Below are 18,173 nucleotides of genomic sequence, written 5' to 3' on the forward strand. Positions count from 1 at the left end.
AAAATAAATGATGCGAGACGTATGAAGTAATTTTCTATATTAGTAGACAAGGCGGTGTAACGATTATGGACAACAGTATGCAAAATATGCTAGACATGTATTTGTACGAAACAAATACACTCATTGAACAACTCGACGAAATTCTATTAAACGCGGAACAAGAAGGGGATTTCAGTCAAGATGCTGTAAACGAAATTTTTCGTATCATGCACACAATTAAAGGTTCTTCAGCTATGATGCAATTCAATAGCTTATCTGCATTATCCCACCAGATAGAAAATTTATTTTTCTTTATTCGAGAAAATAATATAAATCAAGAATTTGGCCATGACTTGTTTGATTTATTATTTAAGGCAAGCGATTTTATTAAATCACAAGTCGTGCAAATAGAAAATAATGAACCTTTGAACGAAGAAATCTCTGATCTGGTATCAGATATTGACAGTTTTCTCCAACAAATTAAAGGTAAGACTGAGTCAGAAATAGAAATACAAGCTTCAAAAACAAATACTGAAGTTGTTGATATAGCAGAAGAAAATCAAGATACAATGCTCGCTATTAAAGTTTTCTTTGATGAAGAATGCGGAATGGAAAATCTACGTTCCTTTATGTTAATTACAGCTATGCAGGATGTCTGTGGTCCATTTTCCTATGATCCACAAAATGTAGAAAATGATCCAACAACATCAACATATATCATTGAGAATGGATTTACACTTTATTTCAACAATCGTGAAGATTTGGATGCAGCCGTAAGTATTTTAAAAACTTCACTTAACATTCGAACCTATGAAATACTACATAATCAGCCAGAAGAAAAAAAAGCAGAAGCAACAAAAAATACAGAAGAAGATTCCCCTTCTTTGAAGGAAGAAAAACATTCAAATCAAATTGAGACAAAAAAAGCTCCTGCATCAAAAAAGAAAACAGAAGACGCTCCAATACATCTTTCTTCAGGCAAACAAAGTTTGATTAGTGTTAATCTTTCAAAATTAGATCGTTTAATGGATATAGTAGGAGAAATAGTTATTACCGAATCTATGGTTACCTCTTGTCCAGATTTACAAGGGTTTAAACTTGATAATTTCACGAAATCGGCTCGTCAGTTACGTAAATTAACGGATGATTTACAAGATACCGCAATGTCAATTCGCATGGTGCCTGTTTCCAGTGTATTCCAGAAGATGAACCGAATAGTAAGAGATATGAGCCAAGCGTTAGGCAAAGAAGCACGGTTGGTATCCATTGGAGCAGATACCGAGGTTGACAAAACAATTGTAGACAGCATTGGAGACCCAATTATGCACATGGTTCGTAATTCTATGGATCATGGCTTAGAAGAAAATGTAGAAGAAAGAATTGCACGAGGAAAAGACCCACAAGGTACCATTACTTTAAAAGCAGAGCATACCGGAAGCGAAGTAATCATTACAATCAGTGATGACGGACAGGGCATTGACGCTGAAAAAGTACTTGCAAAAGCAAGAGACCGGGGCCTTCTTACAAAACCTGAAAACGAATACTCCCAAAGAGAAGTGCTTCAACTACTCTTATTGCCTGGTTTTTCTACCAACGATGAAGTTACGGAATATTCCGGTAGAGGTGTTGGCATGGATGTAGTTAAGAAAAACATTGAAAAAGTCGGCGGTATTGTAACAATGACCAGCGAAGAAGGTAAAGGAACCTCTACCATCTTTAAGATTCCTTTGACCTTAGCAATCGTTGATGGTATGGAAATTTCCGTTGGAAATTCTGTCTTTACCATTCCAATTCATAATATCCGTCAATCCTTTAAAATCAATGAAGAAGACATTGTACATGATGCCGGGCAGGGTGAAATGATTCGAAAAATGGATAATTTTTATCCTATTATAAGATTGAATGAATTTTTCTCTATTCCATCAAAATCAGAAACAGTTAGTGATGGAATTATGATATGGGTAGAAGCCGGAGAAAAATCCTATTGCTTATTTGTCGATGAACTCTTAGGAGAACAACAAGTGGTTGTAAAACCGCTACCAACTTACTTAAGTACATATAATATAAAGGATTCAGGAATAGCTGGTTGTACCATCTTAGGTGACGGAAATATTAGTATTATCTTAGATATTATCAATCTTCACACTGCAGCGATCGGAGGTGCATTATAATGACTAACCTATCACAAATGACAAATGAAATTGATATTGATTTTGATGAAGATCTTGAGCAATCAAAAGACAGCACTGAAACATCAAAAAAGTTTTTAGCCTTTATATCGGATGGTCTTCATTTTGCAATTGATGCAGATTCAGTCATCGAAATCATTAATGGGCATTCCATTACCCATCTGCCAAAAACGCCTGACTTTATTAAAGGTATTATTAATTTGCGTGGTCAAATTATTCCTATTATGGATATGCGTTTAAGAATGAATCGTGCAGAAATTGAATATGGTAGAGAAGCTTGCATTATAGTTATTTCAGTTGATAATATTTCAATTGGACTATTAGTAGAGAGTGTCTCTCAAATGCTTGATATTTATGAATCACAGATTTGTGCACCGCCATTAAGTACACATCAAGATATGGTAAACGGTATTGCAAGAATCAATAATATTGTTTATCTCCTTCTTGATTGTCACCTACTTCTTGGCATTAACTAACAGAGGTAATTATGAACGATACAACGATAACATTTGATAAACTTACTATTTCACAACAAGATTTTTTGCGTTTGGTTCAATTTGTTCAAAAGAATTATGGAATTAATCTTCTGCAAAAAAAGCATCTAATTGAAAGTAGACTTGCTTCAACAATAAAATCCAAAGGATTTACTTCGTTTTCACAATACGTAGAATATATCCTTAATACAAATAATCCAAAAGATTTAGAAGTGCTATTAAATAAATTGACGACAAATCATACTTTTTTTATGAGAGAACATAGCCACTTTGATTTTTTTCGCGATACCATTTTACCTAATATTGAAAAATTAAAGAGGTCCAAAAAATCTTTAAGCATTTGGAGCGCTGGCTGTTCAAGCGGGCAAGAGCCTTATACACTCTCAATGATATTATCTGATTATTTTAAAAATAAACCTGGCTGGGATACCCGCGTTCTTGCCACAGATATTTCTATGAACGTATTAAACCAAGCAAAGGAAGCAATTTATACAAAAGATGATATTAAAGAATTACCACAAAGCTGGCAAAGAAATTACTTAACTGCATTAAATGAAGATCAATATACTTTTATTCCAAAAATTAAAAATAATGTAATATTTAAGGAGTTTAACCTGATGAATCCGATTCAGTTTAAAATACCTTTTGATGTTATTTTTTGTAGAAATGTAATGATTTATTTTGACCAGCCTACAAAAGATGCTTTAATACAACGTTTTTATAAAGCGACAAACTCCGGCGGCTATTTACTGATCGGGCATTCTGAAACATTGAATAAGGAAAATTGTCCTTATCAATATTTAATGCCCGCAACGTATCAGAAAAAATAATCTGCCAACATATGAAATAAGGAGGGATTTTTCATGATTCCCACAAAAAAAATAAAAATCCTTGTTGTGGATGATTCCGTTTTTTTTCGAAAGGTTCTTATTGACAATCTTTCAAAGTATCCGCAATTTGAAATAATTGGTTATGCCATCGACCCAATGGATGCGATGTCAAAAATTCCAACACTAAAACCGGATGTCATTACTTTAGATGTAGAAATGCCTAAAATGACAGGTATTGAATTTTTAAAATACCTCCTTCCACGTCATTCCATTCCAGTGGTTCTTGTTAGCTCTTTAAACATTAGTGTTTTTGATGCTTTATCCGCAGGAGCTATTGATTTTGTAAGAAAACCTGACATGCAAGAACAAAGTAAAGTAGATTCCTTTATTAAGGAACTTGCCGGAAAAATTTCCATTGCTTCAAAATCTAAAGTAAGAATTACACCTACGATAAAACCTGCAATTATACCACCAACGCCATTATCAACGCTTCCTCCAAAGCCAGACAGTTCTTTATTAAGCAAAATTACATCGCTAAAACAATCGCCAAAATTAGATAATATTATCATTGCACTTGGCGCGTCAACTGGTGGGACCGAAGCAACATTAGAAGTATTAAAAAATTTGCCAGCAAATACTCCCGGTATGGTTATTGTCCAACACATGCCTGCCGGATTCACTAAAATGTACGCTGAACGCCTCAATCGACTTTGCCCTATGGAAGTAAAAGAAGCAGTGACCGGAGATAAAATCGTTCGTGGCAGAGTCCTTCTGGCCCCAGGTGAATTGCAGATGCGTGTTGTAAAAATAGGATCCGAATACTCTGTTAAATGTCAGCCCGGTGAAAAGGTCAGCGGCCATTGCCCTTCTGTAGATTTACTATTTAATTCTGTAGCAGAAACAGCAGGAGCAAATTCTGTTGGTATTATAATGACCGGTATGGGAAAAGATGGTGCCGAAGGATTATTAAATATGCGAAAAAAAGGAGCATACACCATTGGCCAAGACGAAGCTTCTTGCGTTGTTTACGGCATGCCTATGGTTGCATACAACATTGGAGCCGTTACAATCCAAACTTCTTGTGGTAACATTGCCGGAACATTAAAAAATTATTTGAATCGTTTATAATCATTAATATCTTAATAGAAGCAAACAAGAAAAGGAGTAATTTCGATTGAAAAACGAAACGAATATAGAACAAATAGAAAAAACAGAATTGAAAAAAGAAAACATCCAGCCTGATAACATTTTCTTTGCATTAGATATTGGTACTCGCTCCGTTGTAGGTATGATTGGAACCAAAGAAAATGATATCTATAAGGTTTTGGATTATGAACAAGCCTTTCATAAAGTGCGTGCCATGCGTGATGGTCAAATCGAAGATATTGATTTGGTTTGTCAGGCTGTAAATCATGTAAAATCCACCTTAGAAGCGCGCTTTGGCTATTCTCTGAAGCGTGCTTCTATTGCTGCCGCTGGAAGAGCTTTAAAAACTGCAAAAGCAACCGCACAACAAGAAATCCCAGAAGATACGCCGATTACAACAGAAACCATTCGTTCCATTGAATATCATGCCATTTCTGCTGCTCAAGAAAATTTTTCACAAGAAATGTCCTCCCAGGAAGATGGACAAACATTTTCTTGTGTTGGTTACAGCGTTTCAGGCTATTGGCTGGATGGATACCCAATCAGTAATTTAAGTGGACATAAAGGAAAAAATGTTCGTGCTGAAATTATTGCGGCTTTTTTACCGTTTACTGTAATGCGAAGCTTATATGCAGTAACCAGCCGCTGTGGATTAGACGTTGAAAATATGACTCTAGAGCCAATTGCTGCGATTAATGCCATTGTTCCAAAAGATATTCGATTGCTGAACATTGCCATCGCCGATATCGGTGCGGGTACTACAGATATTGCCATTTCAAAAAATGGAAGCATTATTGCTTATGACATGGTTACCACAGCCGGAGATGAAATTACAGAGGCTCTAATGAAACATTATTTAGTAGATTTTGATACAGGTGAACGTGTCAAACGTTCTCTTAGTAATGCATCTGGTGAAATATCCTTTTTTGACATTTTGGGTACTCAATATCGTTTATCTACTGAAGAAATACTGAAAGTAATTCAACCGGCATTGTCGGAACTCTGTACTTCTATTGCAAAAAGCATTATACAACTTAATGAAGGCTCACCTGTCGCCACGTTCCTAATCGGCGGTGGAAGCCAGACGCCCGGTCTTTGCAAAATTTTATCTGAAAAGTTAGATTTACCGGAAAATCGAGTTGCGCTTGGTGGTCTCAATCCATATAAAAATATCGAGCTTTGCTCCGAAGCTTTGCTCAGCCCAGAATTTGTAACACCAATTGGAATTGGAGCAATTTCTCTGCTTTATCATGGCATAGATTTTTTTGCAATTACTGTTAATGAGAAAAAAATTATGCTATTGGATTCCAATCATATTACCGTACTTGATGCATTACTTTTAGCAGGGATTAAAGCAACAAGTTTAATGGGAGTCTCCCCTCGCCCTTTAACTTTTTATGTGAATGGTGAAAAACATGTAGATCGAGGCACGCCAGCTGTTGCGGGAGAATTATATCGAAATGGCCAACCTGCTTCCATAGAAACTGCGATAGAAAGAGGCGATTCTATTATTGCAATTACTGCGATAAATGGAGTTTCTCCTCAAATATCAATTGCAGATTTATTAAAAGATTTTACAGCCGAAATGGATGTTACCGTAAATGGATTTACGGTTGAAAAAGAGTATATGGTTAAATCAATGGATGACATTTGGATCGTTCCGAAGCCTCAAATTCTAAATCATGCATTTGAAACCTCGGTAGAAGAAATCTCAGAATCAGAAATGATTCAGAACGCATCAGAATCGCAGGAAATACAATTTCAAAACCCAACACCAAAAGAATTAGAAGAAGAAAAAAGCGTTCCCTCAATTACAAAAAAAATATCTGTATGCTTAAACGATAAATGGATAGAAGTTCCATATGTTACAAATCAAGCGCCTTGCTTTTTCGATTTACTTAATTATTCCGATATTGATCCGGAACATCCGCAGGGAAATCTACTCTTAAAATTAAACGGATTGGATGCATCCTTTGTAACTTCCCTTCAAGATGGGGATCATGCAGAAATTGGATGGGAAAAAAGATAAACTTCATTTAAAAGATACATTTTCTATAAAAATGTATCTTTCAGACTGTAGACAAGGATATCTCTATCTTTGCCTACAGTTTTTTTTACATAATGTAATACATTTTATTGTATTTATGGTAAAATATATGTATAAATACATGGAGGTATTTGCTTTATGATGGGTAAGAAAGATTTATTAGGTCGTGATCAATTTCAAATGGTAACCTTGAATTCTCTTGTTCCACAAGATCATATTATTCGTAAGATAGATACTGCGATTAATCTCTCTTTCATTTATGACCTTGTAAAAGATTTGTATTCTGATGTGGGAAAAGAAAGCATCGATCCTGTTGTCTTAATTAAAATTACCCTCATTCAATATACCTTTGGTATTCGATCCATGAGACAGACCATTAAAGAAATTCAAACGAATGTAGCTTATCGATGGTATCTTGGTTATAGTTTAGAGGAAGAAATTCCTCACTTTTCTACCTTTGGTAAAAACTACTCTCGTCGGTTTCAAAATACTGACTTATTCGAACAAATCTTTCAAAGAGTCATTGCTGAAATCATGGAATATGAATTCATTAATTCAGAAAGCATTTTCATTGACGGTACACATATTAAAGCAAGTGCAAATAACCATAACAGTGAAAAAGAAACCGTTTTGGAATCCGTTAAATACTATGAAAAAGAACTAATGAAAGAAATTAACGAAGATCGCATTGAACGAGGAAAACAAGCTTGTAAAAAAAAACGGAAGCCAAAGAAAAGACAAAAGTAATCAAGAAAAGTACCGTAGATCCGGATTGCGGCGTATTTCATAAAGGAAAGCATAAGGTAGTATTTGCTTATGCTGCAAATGTAGCTTGCGATCGAAACAATTACATACTTGCTTTTCATACAAATCCAGGAAATGTACATGACTCAGTTGCATTCCCAAAGATTTATGAAAAAGTAAAAAGATATAAAGGTGTAAAAAATATTGTAATGGATTCCGGATATAAAACACCTGCAATTGCTAGAGAAATACTCAAAGATAAACGAATTCCTATCCTACCATACAAACGACCTATGACAAAAAATGGTTATTTTAAAAAACACGAATATGCTTATGATGAATACTATGATTGCTTTGTATGCCCAGAAAACCAAGTGTTAAACTATACTACAACAAATAGAGAAGGGTATCGGGAATATAAGAGTAAAGGAGAAATTTGCAAGAGTTGCCCTTCCTTATCAGAATGCACAGCAAGTAAAGACCATGTAAAAGTAGTCACACGTCATATATGGGAAAACTACATAGAGCAATGTGAGGACATTCGTCATACTCCAAAGTATCGAGATCTTTACAAACTACGGAGTCAAACCATTGAGCGAGTCTTTGCCGATGCAAAAGAAAAACATAATATGCGTTATACACAATATCGAGGGATTCAGAAGATAGAAATGGAACTGAATCTTCTTTTTGCGTCCATGAATCTAAAAAAACTAGCAACATGGATTCATAAATCTGAAAGAAGGAATCAAATGGCATAGAGATATCCTTTTATTTTTTCTTTTTTTAAAAGCTTTATAGAAAAAATAGAAAATACCTTGCAGAAATTATAAGAATATAAATTTAGCAAGGTATTTTGTCTACAGTCTGAAAGATACATTTTCTATAAAAATGTATCTTTTTTAATTAAAAATATAAAGATTCTTCTAAAATGGTCGATGTAATGTTTGTATGATAATAGTATTTCATATGCAATGATTGCATTTGTTTTACAAATATGGGGGTATTACCATGAAAATCACAAATAATGATAGAACATCTGGAATTGTAAATTCCACTAGTTTGAAAAAATTGAATAAAATTTCAACTTCATCATCACAAAAAAATGCGGAATTTGATCAATTAACGATCAGCCAAACTCCTACTACAATGAAAAGCGACGAACAGTTTATCTCATTATTAAAAAACCAATTATCTTCTGAGGTTAAAACGGGAGCTTCTCAATATAAAATAGTTGATTTAAGCAAACAAATTGCGCTAGATAAATACGATAAGAATCTTGCTGAAATTGCCAGAAAAATTCTTATGGATCAAGAGGTATAATTATGAATGATATTTTAAACTTTTGCAACGTAATGAAAGATATTACACGCCTTCTTGATTCTGTTATTTCTTTAGAAAATAAAAAACTGGAATTCATAGCTGCAAACAACATCACCGAATTAGATGTAATTATGAAAGAAGAACAAGCAATCATCTTACAATTTCGAGGATTAGAAAAGAAGCGAGAACAAGTTCAAGTCGACTTAGGACTTTCTTCCCTTACTTTTCGTGAAATGATAGAACAAAGTCCATCACCTAATAAGGAAACACTTTCTAGGGTATATCAAGAAATGAACGAAAAAATGAAAGAAGTAAAAGCGGTAACTGATTGTACAAAAAAATACATTGAACTTCATTTACATAGCTTAGATCTTTTAATTACAAACTTACAAAATGGTAAAAGCAATATAAATTATAATAAAACTGGAGAAAAACAACCACGTGAAATGTCACCTAAATTTACACGTATAAAAATTTAGGAAATAAGGAGGTAACTTTCAATGCTCCGTTCAACCTTTTATGGATTTACAACCGCATTATCAGCATTAAATATTAGTCAGAAAGCACTCGATGTTACCGGCCAAAACATAGCAAATATGAATACTGCCGGTTATACAAGACAACGATTGGATTTATATAGTGTTCGTTCTGCAAGCTATGGTGATCGTTATGCAAGCAGAGATGCTCATTTTATCGGACAAGGAGTCGGTGTTACAAATGTTTCTCAGGCAAGAGACCCTTTCTTGGATGTCCGATTTCGAAGAGAAGCCGCTAAGCTTGGAGAAACCGATGCTAATTTGGGAGTCATGGAAGATTTGGAAAGCTTATTTGATGAAACGCAAAAAACAGCTTTACAGGGACAATTCCAAGATTTAATTAATCAGTTTCAAACACTTTCTGATCATGCCGGTTTTATGGAATTTGATCACATTGTTCGTTCCTCTGCAGAATCTCTAACAAAGCTTCTATCCCAATATTCTTCCGAGCTCAGCTCCATTCGTGAGCAAGAAGAATATAACATGGAGAACGTAACGGTTACAAAAGTAAATGATTTACTTAAAGATATCTCAAACTTGAATAAAACAATAAAAGAAAGTCAAATTTTTGGTAACGCATCCTTGGAATTGTTAGATCAAAGAAACTTACTTATTGATGAATTATCTACCTATATGAACATCAATGTTACCTCTACACCAACCGAAGTTTCAAAAGGTATTGTGGTGGATGAACTACGCATTGACCTATTAGGAAGTGATGGTGCAGTCTGCCTACTTAAGGATACAGAAATGGTCTCCTTCTCTTCCGCAAAAGATGCCGATGGTTTAACTCATATTTCAATCACAGATACTTTTAATGCAGATGGGGACGATGCTACACAAAATCTAACGGATATTACAGAAAAATTTACTACAGGAATTTTCAAAGGATCTTTGGATGCTTTGAACAAATCCGGTGAATTCGATACTCCTCCAAATGAAATCAGAGGTATCGGTTATTATGAAAAACGCATGGATTTACTTGCCTCTACTTTTGCAGAAAAATTTAATGATGCCAATTCTATTGCAAACCCTAGTTTTGATCCATCATTACCAATCGGTCCTACCAATGAGAAATATTTAGAGTACAAACCATTATTTGTTTCTAAAACGGATCCAAATGGTCCGATTACAGCGAAAAACATCACCATTGCGTCTGGTTGGTTGGAAGGAACCTATGGCATTACCTGCAGTAAAACCCCTCCTGTAGGCACAGGAGATAATTCAGGTGCCAACGATAATATTTCTTACATGATTGATTTGTTTAATAAAGATTTTGATTTTACCATAACACGGTCGGATGGTACAACACAAAATTTATTTAAAGGTACTTTCGAGGAATTCAATGCCGATACGAGCAATGTACTCGCTCTAAACGTAAAATCACTGAATTCTTCTCTTGATAATTATTTATCCGTGGTAAATAACATTGCCGATTTACGTGACAATATCTCTGCCGTATCTTTGGATGAAGAAGGTGTTAATCTTCTTCACTATCAAAAATCTTATAACGCCGCCGCTCGATTAATGACTACATTGGACGAAGCACTTGACACGATTATTAATCGCATGGGCACCGTAGGCTTATAATAGGAGGATTTTATGAGAATTACAACACATTCTATCATGCGAAACTACAACAGTAGCTTACACCGTGTTTTATCAGATTTAAGTGTAGCAAGAGAAAAGGTAAATACAAAAAGAAAATATTTAAAAGCATCTGAATCACCGGCTGATGCTGCAAAAGCTTATCGTTTACGACGAGAAATGTCTAAAACAGAAAGTTATTTATCAAATGTACAAAACGTACAGTCGACCTATGATAACATTGAAAGCAGCATGATGACCATTTCTAAATATGCCGATGATGTACATATAAAATCTTTGGAAGCTGTAAATGGCACAATCTCTCAAAATCAAAATCAAAGAAAAATCATTGCAACGGAAATTCGTAGTATTCAAAAAGCAGCAGTCATGGAGTTGAATGCACAATTTGAAGGAGAATACCTTTTTGGAGGAAGCAGTACAAAGGAACTTCCTTTTCAATTATCCGATGATGGAAAACTTACATTTCGTGGTATTGACGTGAATGCCCCTGTCGGATCCGATGATTACAAAGCATTAGAAAAAATGTCAAATGAAAAAATATTTATTGACCTAGGTTTTGGTATGAGTTTAGATTCAAACAATCAAGTCGAAGAAAGCAGCGCCTTTAATGTTTCTATGCCGGGTATTAAATTTTTAGGCTTTGGACAAGACGAAAGCGGTATATCAAACAATCTAATAAATACTATGGGAGAAATTGCAAACATCCTAGAATCCAAAGAGTTTAATGCTTCGGATTTAAAACCCTATACTGATAAATTAGAAGAAGAACGTACAAAAGTTCTTGTAAATGTAACACAGCTTGGTAGTACTACTACATTTTTAGAAAATACTAAAAACCGTCTTGAGGACAATGAATATGGTCTTAATAATAAAATTGTACAGACAGAGTATATCGATTTAGAATCTGCTATTACTGATTTTAAAATGCAGGAATATGTATATCAAGCTGCATTAAAAATGGGCAACCGTATCCTCAGTTCTTCATTCATTGATTTTATGAAATAATATAATGAGATTTTTAATACATTAAAAAGGAGTGATATTATGAAGCCGTTATTGGAAATTCAAACTGTCCCTATTTCCATTGAATTTAAAGTAACGCCAGCAACCCGTCAAAAAACACATGCTACTGCAGAATTGGAAATATCGAGAGAAAAAAATGGACTTCGAATTAAAAGCCAGCCAATTCAACTTAATGTGGATACCTTTGAAACACGAAACTCCATTTTTGAAACACCATTAAAAAGCATAGAGAGTTTTGCAAAAAAAGGAAAAGATGCAGCATATGCGGCAACCGCACGTTTTGCAAGGGAGGGAAATATGTTGTTGGATATCCACTTAAATGAAGATGCTCTAAATCAAATTGGTGCTTCTAGAATTGCACAACAGGAAAAAGACTTTAACATTGAATTTCTTCCTAACGTTCCTCCTGAATTAAACTGGACGCCCGGTGATATGCAAATTGAATATGAAATGGATAAATTAAACTTTGAATGGAAAACCAATCAAGGCAATTTTGAATTTATTCCGGCAAACATTGAATTTAATATCACACAGCAACCACAAGTTATTATTAAATACATTGGTTCTCCAATTTATGTACCAAAAAGTGCAAATCCAGATTATGAACCTTTAGACGTGAAAGCATAGGTGAATACATGAAAGTAAATACCAAATATTTTGGAGAACTCGAAATCAATACAGAAGAAGTTCTTTCATTTACGGAAGGACTTTTTGGATTTGAATCGGAAAAACAATTTATTTTAATTCGTTTTGATGATGATACTATTCTCTGTTTACAAAGTTTAAAAGAATCAGAGCTGGCTTTTATAGTAATGAATCCTTTTCACCTATTCCCCAACTACACGCCAATGCTCTCAAACTCTGAACTTCAAGATTTGGATGCAACGACAAGTACAGATTTATTCTACTATGTCATCGCTGTAATACATGAGCCTTTCCAGAATACTACCATTAATTTAAAGTGTCCAATCGCAGTAAATCCAGAAAAGAAAAAAGCAAAACAAGTTATTTTAGAAAACAGTAATTATGCGATGCGTGAAACAATTGTTTCCGTTGAAGAAAAGGAGGGATTGTCTTGCTCATATTAACAAGAAAAGCAAATCAATCTTTTCTAATAAACGAAGACATTGAAATTACCGTAACAGAAATTGGCGGAGATAAAGTAAGAATCGCCATAGACGCACCAAAAACAGTAAAAATTCTAAGAAAAGAATTGGTGGAAGCCACATCAGCAAATAAAGAAGCACTTGAAAACTCAAACTTAGAATTGTCACAAATAAAGTCAATTCTAAGTAAAAGTTATAAAGTAATAAAATAATATATTCATTGCAAATAAGAGTTTATTCTACATTAATAATCCATAAATAACTATGGGTTAAAATTTCTATTTTCTATGTTCTGGTGCGTAGTTTAAAAAGTACACATAGATATCTATCACTGCGCGGTATAATTCTTCTGGAATCTCCGCTCCTAATTCTAATTGTGATAAAACAGTGCTTAACGAGCTATCCTCAAAAACAGGAACATTATTTTCATTCGCTACCTCAACAATTTTTTCAGCCATGTGACCAAGTCCGGAGGCAACTACTACTGGAGCTGCTTCTTCCTCTTGGTATTTTAAGGCAACCGCTCTTCGAACTAAATCTTTATTATACAGTGACATTGATTGCATTTCTCCCTTCATAAAGCTTTGGAAAGACTTCAGAAATACTTTTAGGTGAGACACATTTCCCTAAGACAAACGTACGAAAAGATAATTGATTACGAGTAATAATCTCAGAAATACCTTGGGATATTTCTTTTTCTTTTTGAGCTAATATTTCTGGATAATATAACTCTAGATCTACTTTTCCATCCTTAGAAAGCAATATCATCTCAAAATAGCCTAAATCACGAATATCAAATTTCACCAATATCTTTATTGCTCTGCCTCCATTGCCTCCCTTTTCACTTTGATCATCCGGATCAATCCAAACCTCAGAGAAAAATTGCCGTCCATTCACTTCGGCTGGTATTGTCATATGTACAAGTGGCATATATACACTTTCATTTAATAATAAAGACGAAAGCATGTTTTCAAAGATTGCCTTACTTTCGACACCGGCAGCCCCATTCATTCCTTTTGAAATAATACCTACAAGATGATCCAGTAAGTTTGTATTCTCGTTTAAAGCATCTGTATTCATTAATCTGTTTTTTAATGCTTCTAAATCTACACCTGGCAACTTACGGCTGATCTCACGAAATCCCATTAAGGTGAAAAATGATTGTAAAAATGCCTCTTTTTCTCCCGATTCATAGCGAGCAATATTTAAAGTTAATACTGCCATAATATCACGTGCCATACCAAAATCTTTTGTACTGCTTACATAATTTGCAAGAAAAGGAAGTATCTCATTTTTTAATATAGCTAAATTATTACTATTTTGTCCATTTAAATGCTGGAGCTCTAATTTTTCAATCATACCATTTAGCTGAGTACCTCTAGACTGAGGCATATTTATTGCAATATTTTTTAAATTAGATACCATGTTTTTTAATATATGATTTCCGGAAGTCATACTATCATAGCGACGTAAAAAATCCAATATAGTACCTTTTAATTCAGAAGAACCACTTTCTTTTATCGCTTGACGAAGCAAATCAAAAAAAGGCCCGGAAAACTTTACAGCACTGCTCTTTTGGTTCTTAAGAAAGTGAAGCAATTCTTTATCCGTCATCTTTAATAAATTCATATATTGAGCAAGCTCTTCTGTAAAATTAGAACTAAGCCCGGCATTTACTTGACTTCCAAGCTTTGAAAAAAAGATTTCACCATAAGTTTCTGTTAAGCTTGTTAAACTACGAACAGCTTGCATAAATTTATCAAAGTTGGAATCCATATTTGGCGCATATTGATTTGGCTGCCGATCTGCATTAACATTTTGATCTTGAGTTTTAGAAACTCTAGAAGGATCAGCTACATTATATAATTGATCCTGCTGTGGATTTTGATGTGGTTTTAATCTGCTTGCATTCTCACTGCCGGTTACTGGCGTGTCTACTCTTAAAAGATCCACCATATTTTTACTCCTTCATACTGTTATGCATTTTTCCCTCTGATTCGATATACCAATGCTAAAATTTCTGCTACGGCACCGTAATATTCCAATGGAATTTCTTCATTAAGTGATGCTACTGCATAAATTGCACGAGTCAGTTCTTTGTTCTCCATTACGTAGACACCAGCTTCCTCAGCAACTTGGACAATACGCAGTGCCAGTTCATCCTGCCCTTTTGCTACGACATAAGGCGCAGCATCTTTTTCAATATCATATTTTAACGCAACCGCATAATGTGTTGGGTTACGAATTATTACATCAGCTTCAGGGACGGCTTGCATCATTCGGGACATAGCCATTTTTCGCTGTAACTCCTTAATTTTCCCTTTAACCTGAGGGTCCCCTTCCATTTGCTTATATTCTTCTTTTACTTCTTGTTTCGTCATACGAATCTGACGTTCATAATCCCATCTCTGATACAAGAAGTCAAAGCCTGCAATAAACACAAACACAATACATACCATGTATACCATATTCATTGCTGAACTTAAAACATAAGAAATGGAAGCTTCAATTCCTAAAAATAAGGTTTTTGAAATATCTCCGGTACGTCCTTTAAAAAACAGATATAAAATATAACCAATAATAACAATTTTAATTAAACCTTTTAATACTTCAATAAAACTTTTCAAAGAAAAAATTCGCTTTATTCCTTCTAATGGATTTAGGCGATTGAATTTAGGTTTTAAGCTATCCTTCGAAAAGAGAAAACGCGTTTGAGCACCCGTTCCGATAACAGCAGCCAAGATAGATACTGAAAAGATCGGTATCATAATCATTGCAATGGTTACCATAGAATCCATTAATATTTCATGGCTTGTAGTTACTGAAAGAATATTTATCTCAGCAATTCGATTGATATATATATGAATACACTCAGCAATTCTTTTAAAAATCATTGGAAACATTGCTTTTAATGTAAAAAATACAAATGCGAGTGAAAGAACCGTTGTAATATCTTTACTTGAAAATATATTACCTTTTTTCCGCTCATCCCTTCGTTTTTTCGGGGTGGCTTTCTCGGTTTTTGAACCGTTATCCAATAGCTCTCCCCCCTTTATTTTAACAAATACATACTAGCATTAATTGCATCAAACATTAACTCTATGGATTTCCCCAAAAAAGAAACAACGGGAGAAAAAACAAGAACTAAAATAAGCAGTCCAATAAATAATTTTGCCTGTATATTTACCACAAATACATTAATTTGAGGAATTGCTTTCATTAAAATTCCCACTCCAATTTCCATAAGAAACTGTGTCGCTAAAATCGGCATTGCTAATTTAACCGCTAAAACCGTACATTGACAAAAAACATCAATGATTTGACCTGTTAATTCAGTATGTATTTGCAGTTCTCCATAAGGAATGACTTCTCCTGATGTTAAAAATAATTTTATTAAATTTAAATGTGCATCTGTTGTAAAGAATAGGAACATATAAGTAATATTAAAAAAAGTTGCACTTAATGACATCGAAACATTACTCTGAGGATCGTAAATTTTAGACATAGAAATACCCATCTGCATGTCCATCAATTCCCCACCAAAAACAATGATATAAGTAAACAAGGTACAGATAAACCCGATAGTATACCCAACTATAAATTCTTTTATCATCAAAATCAATAGAGTAATGGAATTTATATTATCAACTGTTTCTGGCTGTGCAAAAGATCCAATCACAAGAGTAAGCATAATAATAAGCCCTGCCTTAAATATAGAAGGAAAGTTCTTCCCACCTAAAAGCGGATTAAATAAAATACATCCTGTCATTCGCATGAATACCAGAGCGACTCCAGCTAGCTGTGCCATATTAATCATAGACCCATTTTCCATCCTATTATTTCTGCATCAAATAAAAAATTTGATTTGTAAAGTCCATCAGTGACTCCAACATCCATGATCCGCCTGCTAATAATATAATTGCAATTAAAAGCAATTTAGGAACAAAAGTGATTGTCTGTTCATGTATTTGAGTTGCCGCTTGAAAAATAGAAATAATCAATCCAATCAGCATACTAATTAATAGCATTGGCGCTGCTAACTTTGTAGCCAGAACAATTGCCTCTTGCATGATCTGAAGTGCATTTGAAACTGTCATCTTCGTTCTCCTAACTCTTACATCGTTTATTGTCAATTAAAGCTTTTAACCAAAGTAGAAAAGAGTAAATCCCATCCATTTACCACAACAAATAATAATATTTTAAACGGTAATGAAATCATAGCAGGAGGAAGCATAATCATCCCCATTGACATTAACGTACTGGAAACAATAATATCTATAATTAAAAAAGGAATGAAAATCAAAAATCCCATCGTAAAAGCGCGGCTCAATTCACTTGTCATAAATGCCGGAACTACGATTGTCATTGGAAGTTCATCCAAATTCTCAGGAGCTTCTTTATCTGCAAACTCCAAAAACATATTTAAAGTGTCAATTTTTGTTTGAGCTAACATAAATTCCTTCATCGGTACAGATGCTTTCTCTAATGCAACCTCTTGCGTAATCTGACCTTGCTGATATGGTTGATACGCCTGCGTATTAATATCTTGCATAACAGGTGTCATAATGAACAATGAAAGAAACAAAGCAATTCCAGTCAATACCATATTGGGAGGTGTCTGCTGCAATCCTAGCGCATTTCGTAATATGGATAGCACAATAATAATTCTCGTAAAAGAAGTCATCATTACAATAATAGAAGGTAATAATGTAATAATTGTAAGTAAGACTAAAAGCTCTAAAGTTTGTACATGATTGCCGTTGATATTTACCAATGAATCTAGCATGAAAGACTACCTCTCATTTTATTTCTCCTTTGTTTTTTTATTAAGCATTCCCTCTAAAGCATTTTTAAACGAATCTGTATGCAAAGACATATGCCCTTCACTTGGAAGCTCAATTAATTGATCTTTTGATAATTCTGTCAAAATATTAATGGATTGAGATGTATTCCCAACCAGATAATGCTTATCGCCGATTTGCAATATAATAACAGATCGGTCTTGCCCTGTAGGAAGCCGATCGATAATTTTCATATATTTTGCGCTGTTTATCTTCGATGCACCGGTTGCCAGATATTTACTAAACAAATAACTTAAATAAATAACGCCTACCATGGCAGTCATTGCTAAAATTAGTTCAGTCACAATAT

General features: G+C 34.2%; 19 protein-coding genes and 1 pseudogene. 13 read left to right on the plus strand and 7 right to left on the minus strand.

All coding sequences use genetic code 11. The annotated features are described in order from the left end of the window. Positions 1-65 precede the first annotated feature (65 nt). The 13 genes and pseudogenes from I2490_RS10335 to csrA all read left to right on the plus strand — a co-directional run bounded on the left by I2490_RS10335 (position 66) and on the right by csrA (position 13,234). Complete coding sequence (locus I2490_RS10335; RefSeq protein WP_206459609.1) at positions 66-2,150, plus strand: chemotaxis protein CheA; 2,085 nt, start codon at positions 66-68, stop codon at positions 2,148-2,150. Further along, positions 2,150-2,644 carry a chemotaxis protein CheW gene (locus tag I2490_RS10340; RefSeq protein ID WP_206459610.1) on the plus strand — a complete coding sequence of 165 codons (495 nt, stop codon included), beginning with the start codon at positions 2,150-2,152 and terminating at the stop codon, positions 2,642-2,644. The genes I2490_RS10335 and I2490_RS10340 overlap by 1 nt, the downstream gene beginning before the upstream one ends. Before the next feature lie 11 nt (positions 2,645-2,655). Continuing rightward, a complete protein-coding gene (locus I2490_RS10345; RefSeq protein ID WP_206459611.1) occupies positions 2,656-3,492 on the plus strand; it encodes a CheR family methyltransferase in 837 nt (278 codons plus the stop codon). Positions 3,493-3,525: 33 nt separating this feature from the next. Beyond that, entirely contained in the window at positions 3,526-4,620 is a 1,095-nt protein-coding gene (locus I2490_RS10350; protein ID WP_206459612.1) for a protein-glutamate methylesterase/protein-glutamine glutaminase, read from the plus strand. Between the two features lie 46 nt (positions 4,621-4,666). After that, a complete protein-coding gene (locus I2490_RS10355; RefSeq protein WP_206459613.1) occupies positions 4,667-6,667 on the plus strand; it encodes a cell division protein FtsA in 2,001 nt (666 codons plus the stop codon). Between the two features lie 156 nt (positions 6,668-6,823). Continuing rightward, positions 6,824-8,187: pseudogene (locus I2490_RS10360) on the plus strand (IS1182 family transposase). Positions 8,188-8,437: 250 nt separating this feature from the next. Beyond that, positions 8,438-8,749, plus strand: a complete 312-nt coding sequence (locus I2490_RS10365) for a hypothetical protein (protein ID WP_206459614.1) — start codon at positions 8,438-8,440, stop codon at positions 8,747-8,749. A gap of 2 nt (positions 8,750-8,751) precedes the next feature. Beyond that, entirely contained in the window at positions 8,752-9,228 is a 477-nt protein-coding gene (locus I2490_RS10370) for a flagellar protein FlgN (protein ID WP_206459615.1), read from the plus strand. A 21-nt stretch (positions 9,229-9,249) separates the two neighbouring features. Then, positions 9,250-10,875, plus strand: a complete 1,626-nt coding sequence (gene flgK / locus I2490_RS10375) for a flagellar hook-associated protein FlgK (RefSeq protein ID WP_206459616.1) — start codon at positions 9,250-9,252, stop codon at positions 10,873-10,875. Between the two features lie 12 nt (positions 10,876-10,887). Beyond that, on the plus strand, positions 10,888-11,898 hold the full coding sequence (locus I2490_RS10380) for a flagellin N-terminal helical domain-containing protein (protein ID WP_206459617.1): 1,011 nt from the start codon (positions 10,888-10,890) through the stop codon (positions 11,896-11,898). A 39-nt stretch (positions 11,899-11,937) separates the two neighbouring features. Next, on the plus strand, positions 11,938-12,543 hold the full coding sequence (locus I2490_RS10385; RefSeq protein WP_206459618.1) for a DUF6470 family protein: 606 nt from the start codon (positions 11,938-11,940) through the stop codon (positions 12,541-12,543). An 8-nt stretch (positions 12,544-12,551) separates the two neighbouring features. Next, complete coding sequence (fliW, locus tag I2490_RS10390; protein ID WP_206459619.1) at positions 12,552-13,004, plus strand: flagellar assembly protein FliW; 453 nt, start codon at positions 12,552-12,554, stop codon at positions 13,002-13,004. After that, positions 12,992-13,234, plus strand: a complete 243-nt coding sequence (gene csrA, locus I2490_RS10395; RefSeq protein WP_206459620.1) for a carbon storage regulator CsrA — start codon at positions 12,992-12,994, stop codon at positions 13,232-13,234. Before fliW ends, csrA begins: the two co-directional genes overlap by 13 nt. Positions 13,235-13,300: 66 nt before the next feature. Here csrA and I2490_RS10400 read toward each other — a convergent pair whose 3' ends face one another. From I2490_RS10400 to I2490_RS10430, 7 genes are read right to left on the minus strand one after another with little or no spacing between them, the layout of a single operon-like run. Next, the gene (locus tag I2490_RS10400; protein WP_206459621.1) at positions 13,301-13,579 is read right to left on the minus strand and encodes an EscU/YscU/HrcU family type III secretion system export apparatus switch protein; all 279 of its coding nucleotides are present in this window, start codon (positions 13,577-13,579) and stop codon (positions 13,301-13,303) included. After that, on the minus strand, positions 13,566-14,978 hold the full coding sequence (locus I2490_RS10405; RefSeq protein ID WP_206459622.1) for a hypothetical protein: 1,413 nt from the start codon (positions 14,976-14,978) through the stop codon (positions 13,566-13,568). Before I2490_RS10405 ends, I2490_RS10400 begins: the two co-directional genes overlap by 14 nt. Positions 14,979-14,998: 20 nt before the next feature. Then, a complete protein-coding gene (flhB, locus tag I2490_RS10410) occupies positions 14,999-16,060 on the minus strand; it encodes a flagellar biosynthesis protein FlhB (RefSeq protein WP_206459623.1) in 1,062 nt (353 codons plus the stop codon). Positions 16,061-16,074: 14 nt separating this feature from the next. Beyond that, positions 16,075-16,854 carry a flagellar biosynthetic protein FliR gene (locus I2490_RS10415; protein ID WP_245157135.1) on the minus strand — a complete coding sequence of 260 codons (780 nt, stop codon included), beginning with the start codon at positions 16,852-16,854 and terminating at the stop codon, positions 16,075-16,077. A 4-nt stretch (positions 16,855-16,858) separates the two neighbouring features. Further along, entirely contained in the window at positions 16,859-17,119 is a 261-nt protein-coding gene (gene fliQ / locus I2490_RS10420; RefSeq protein WP_206459624.1) for a flagellar biosynthesis protein FliQ, read from the minus strand. A 32-nt stretch (positions 17,120-17,151) separates the two neighbouring features. Beyond that, positions 17,152-17,808 carry a flagellar type III secretion system pore protein FliP gene (gene fliP, locus I2490_RS10425; RefSeq protein WP_206459625.1) on the minus strand — a complete coding sequence of 219 codons (657 nt, stop codon included), beginning with the start codon at positions 17,806-17,808 and terminating at the stop codon, positions 17,152-17,154. 18 nt (positions 17,809-17,826) lie between these two features. Beyond that, the gene (locus I2490_RS10430) at positions 17,827-18,168 is read right to left on the minus strand and encodes a flagellar biosynthetic protein FliO (protein ID WP_206459626.1); all 342 of its coding nucleotides are present in this window, start codon (positions 18,166-18,168) and stop codon (positions 17,827-17,829) included. Between the last annotated feature and the right edge of the window lie 5 nt (positions 18,169-18,173).

Origin of the sequence: Anaerovorax sp. IOR16 (assembly GCF_017168145.1) — a bacterium.
Taxonomy (GTDB): domain Bacteria; phylum Bacillota; class Clostridia; order Peptostreptococcales; family Anaerovoracaceae; genus IOR16.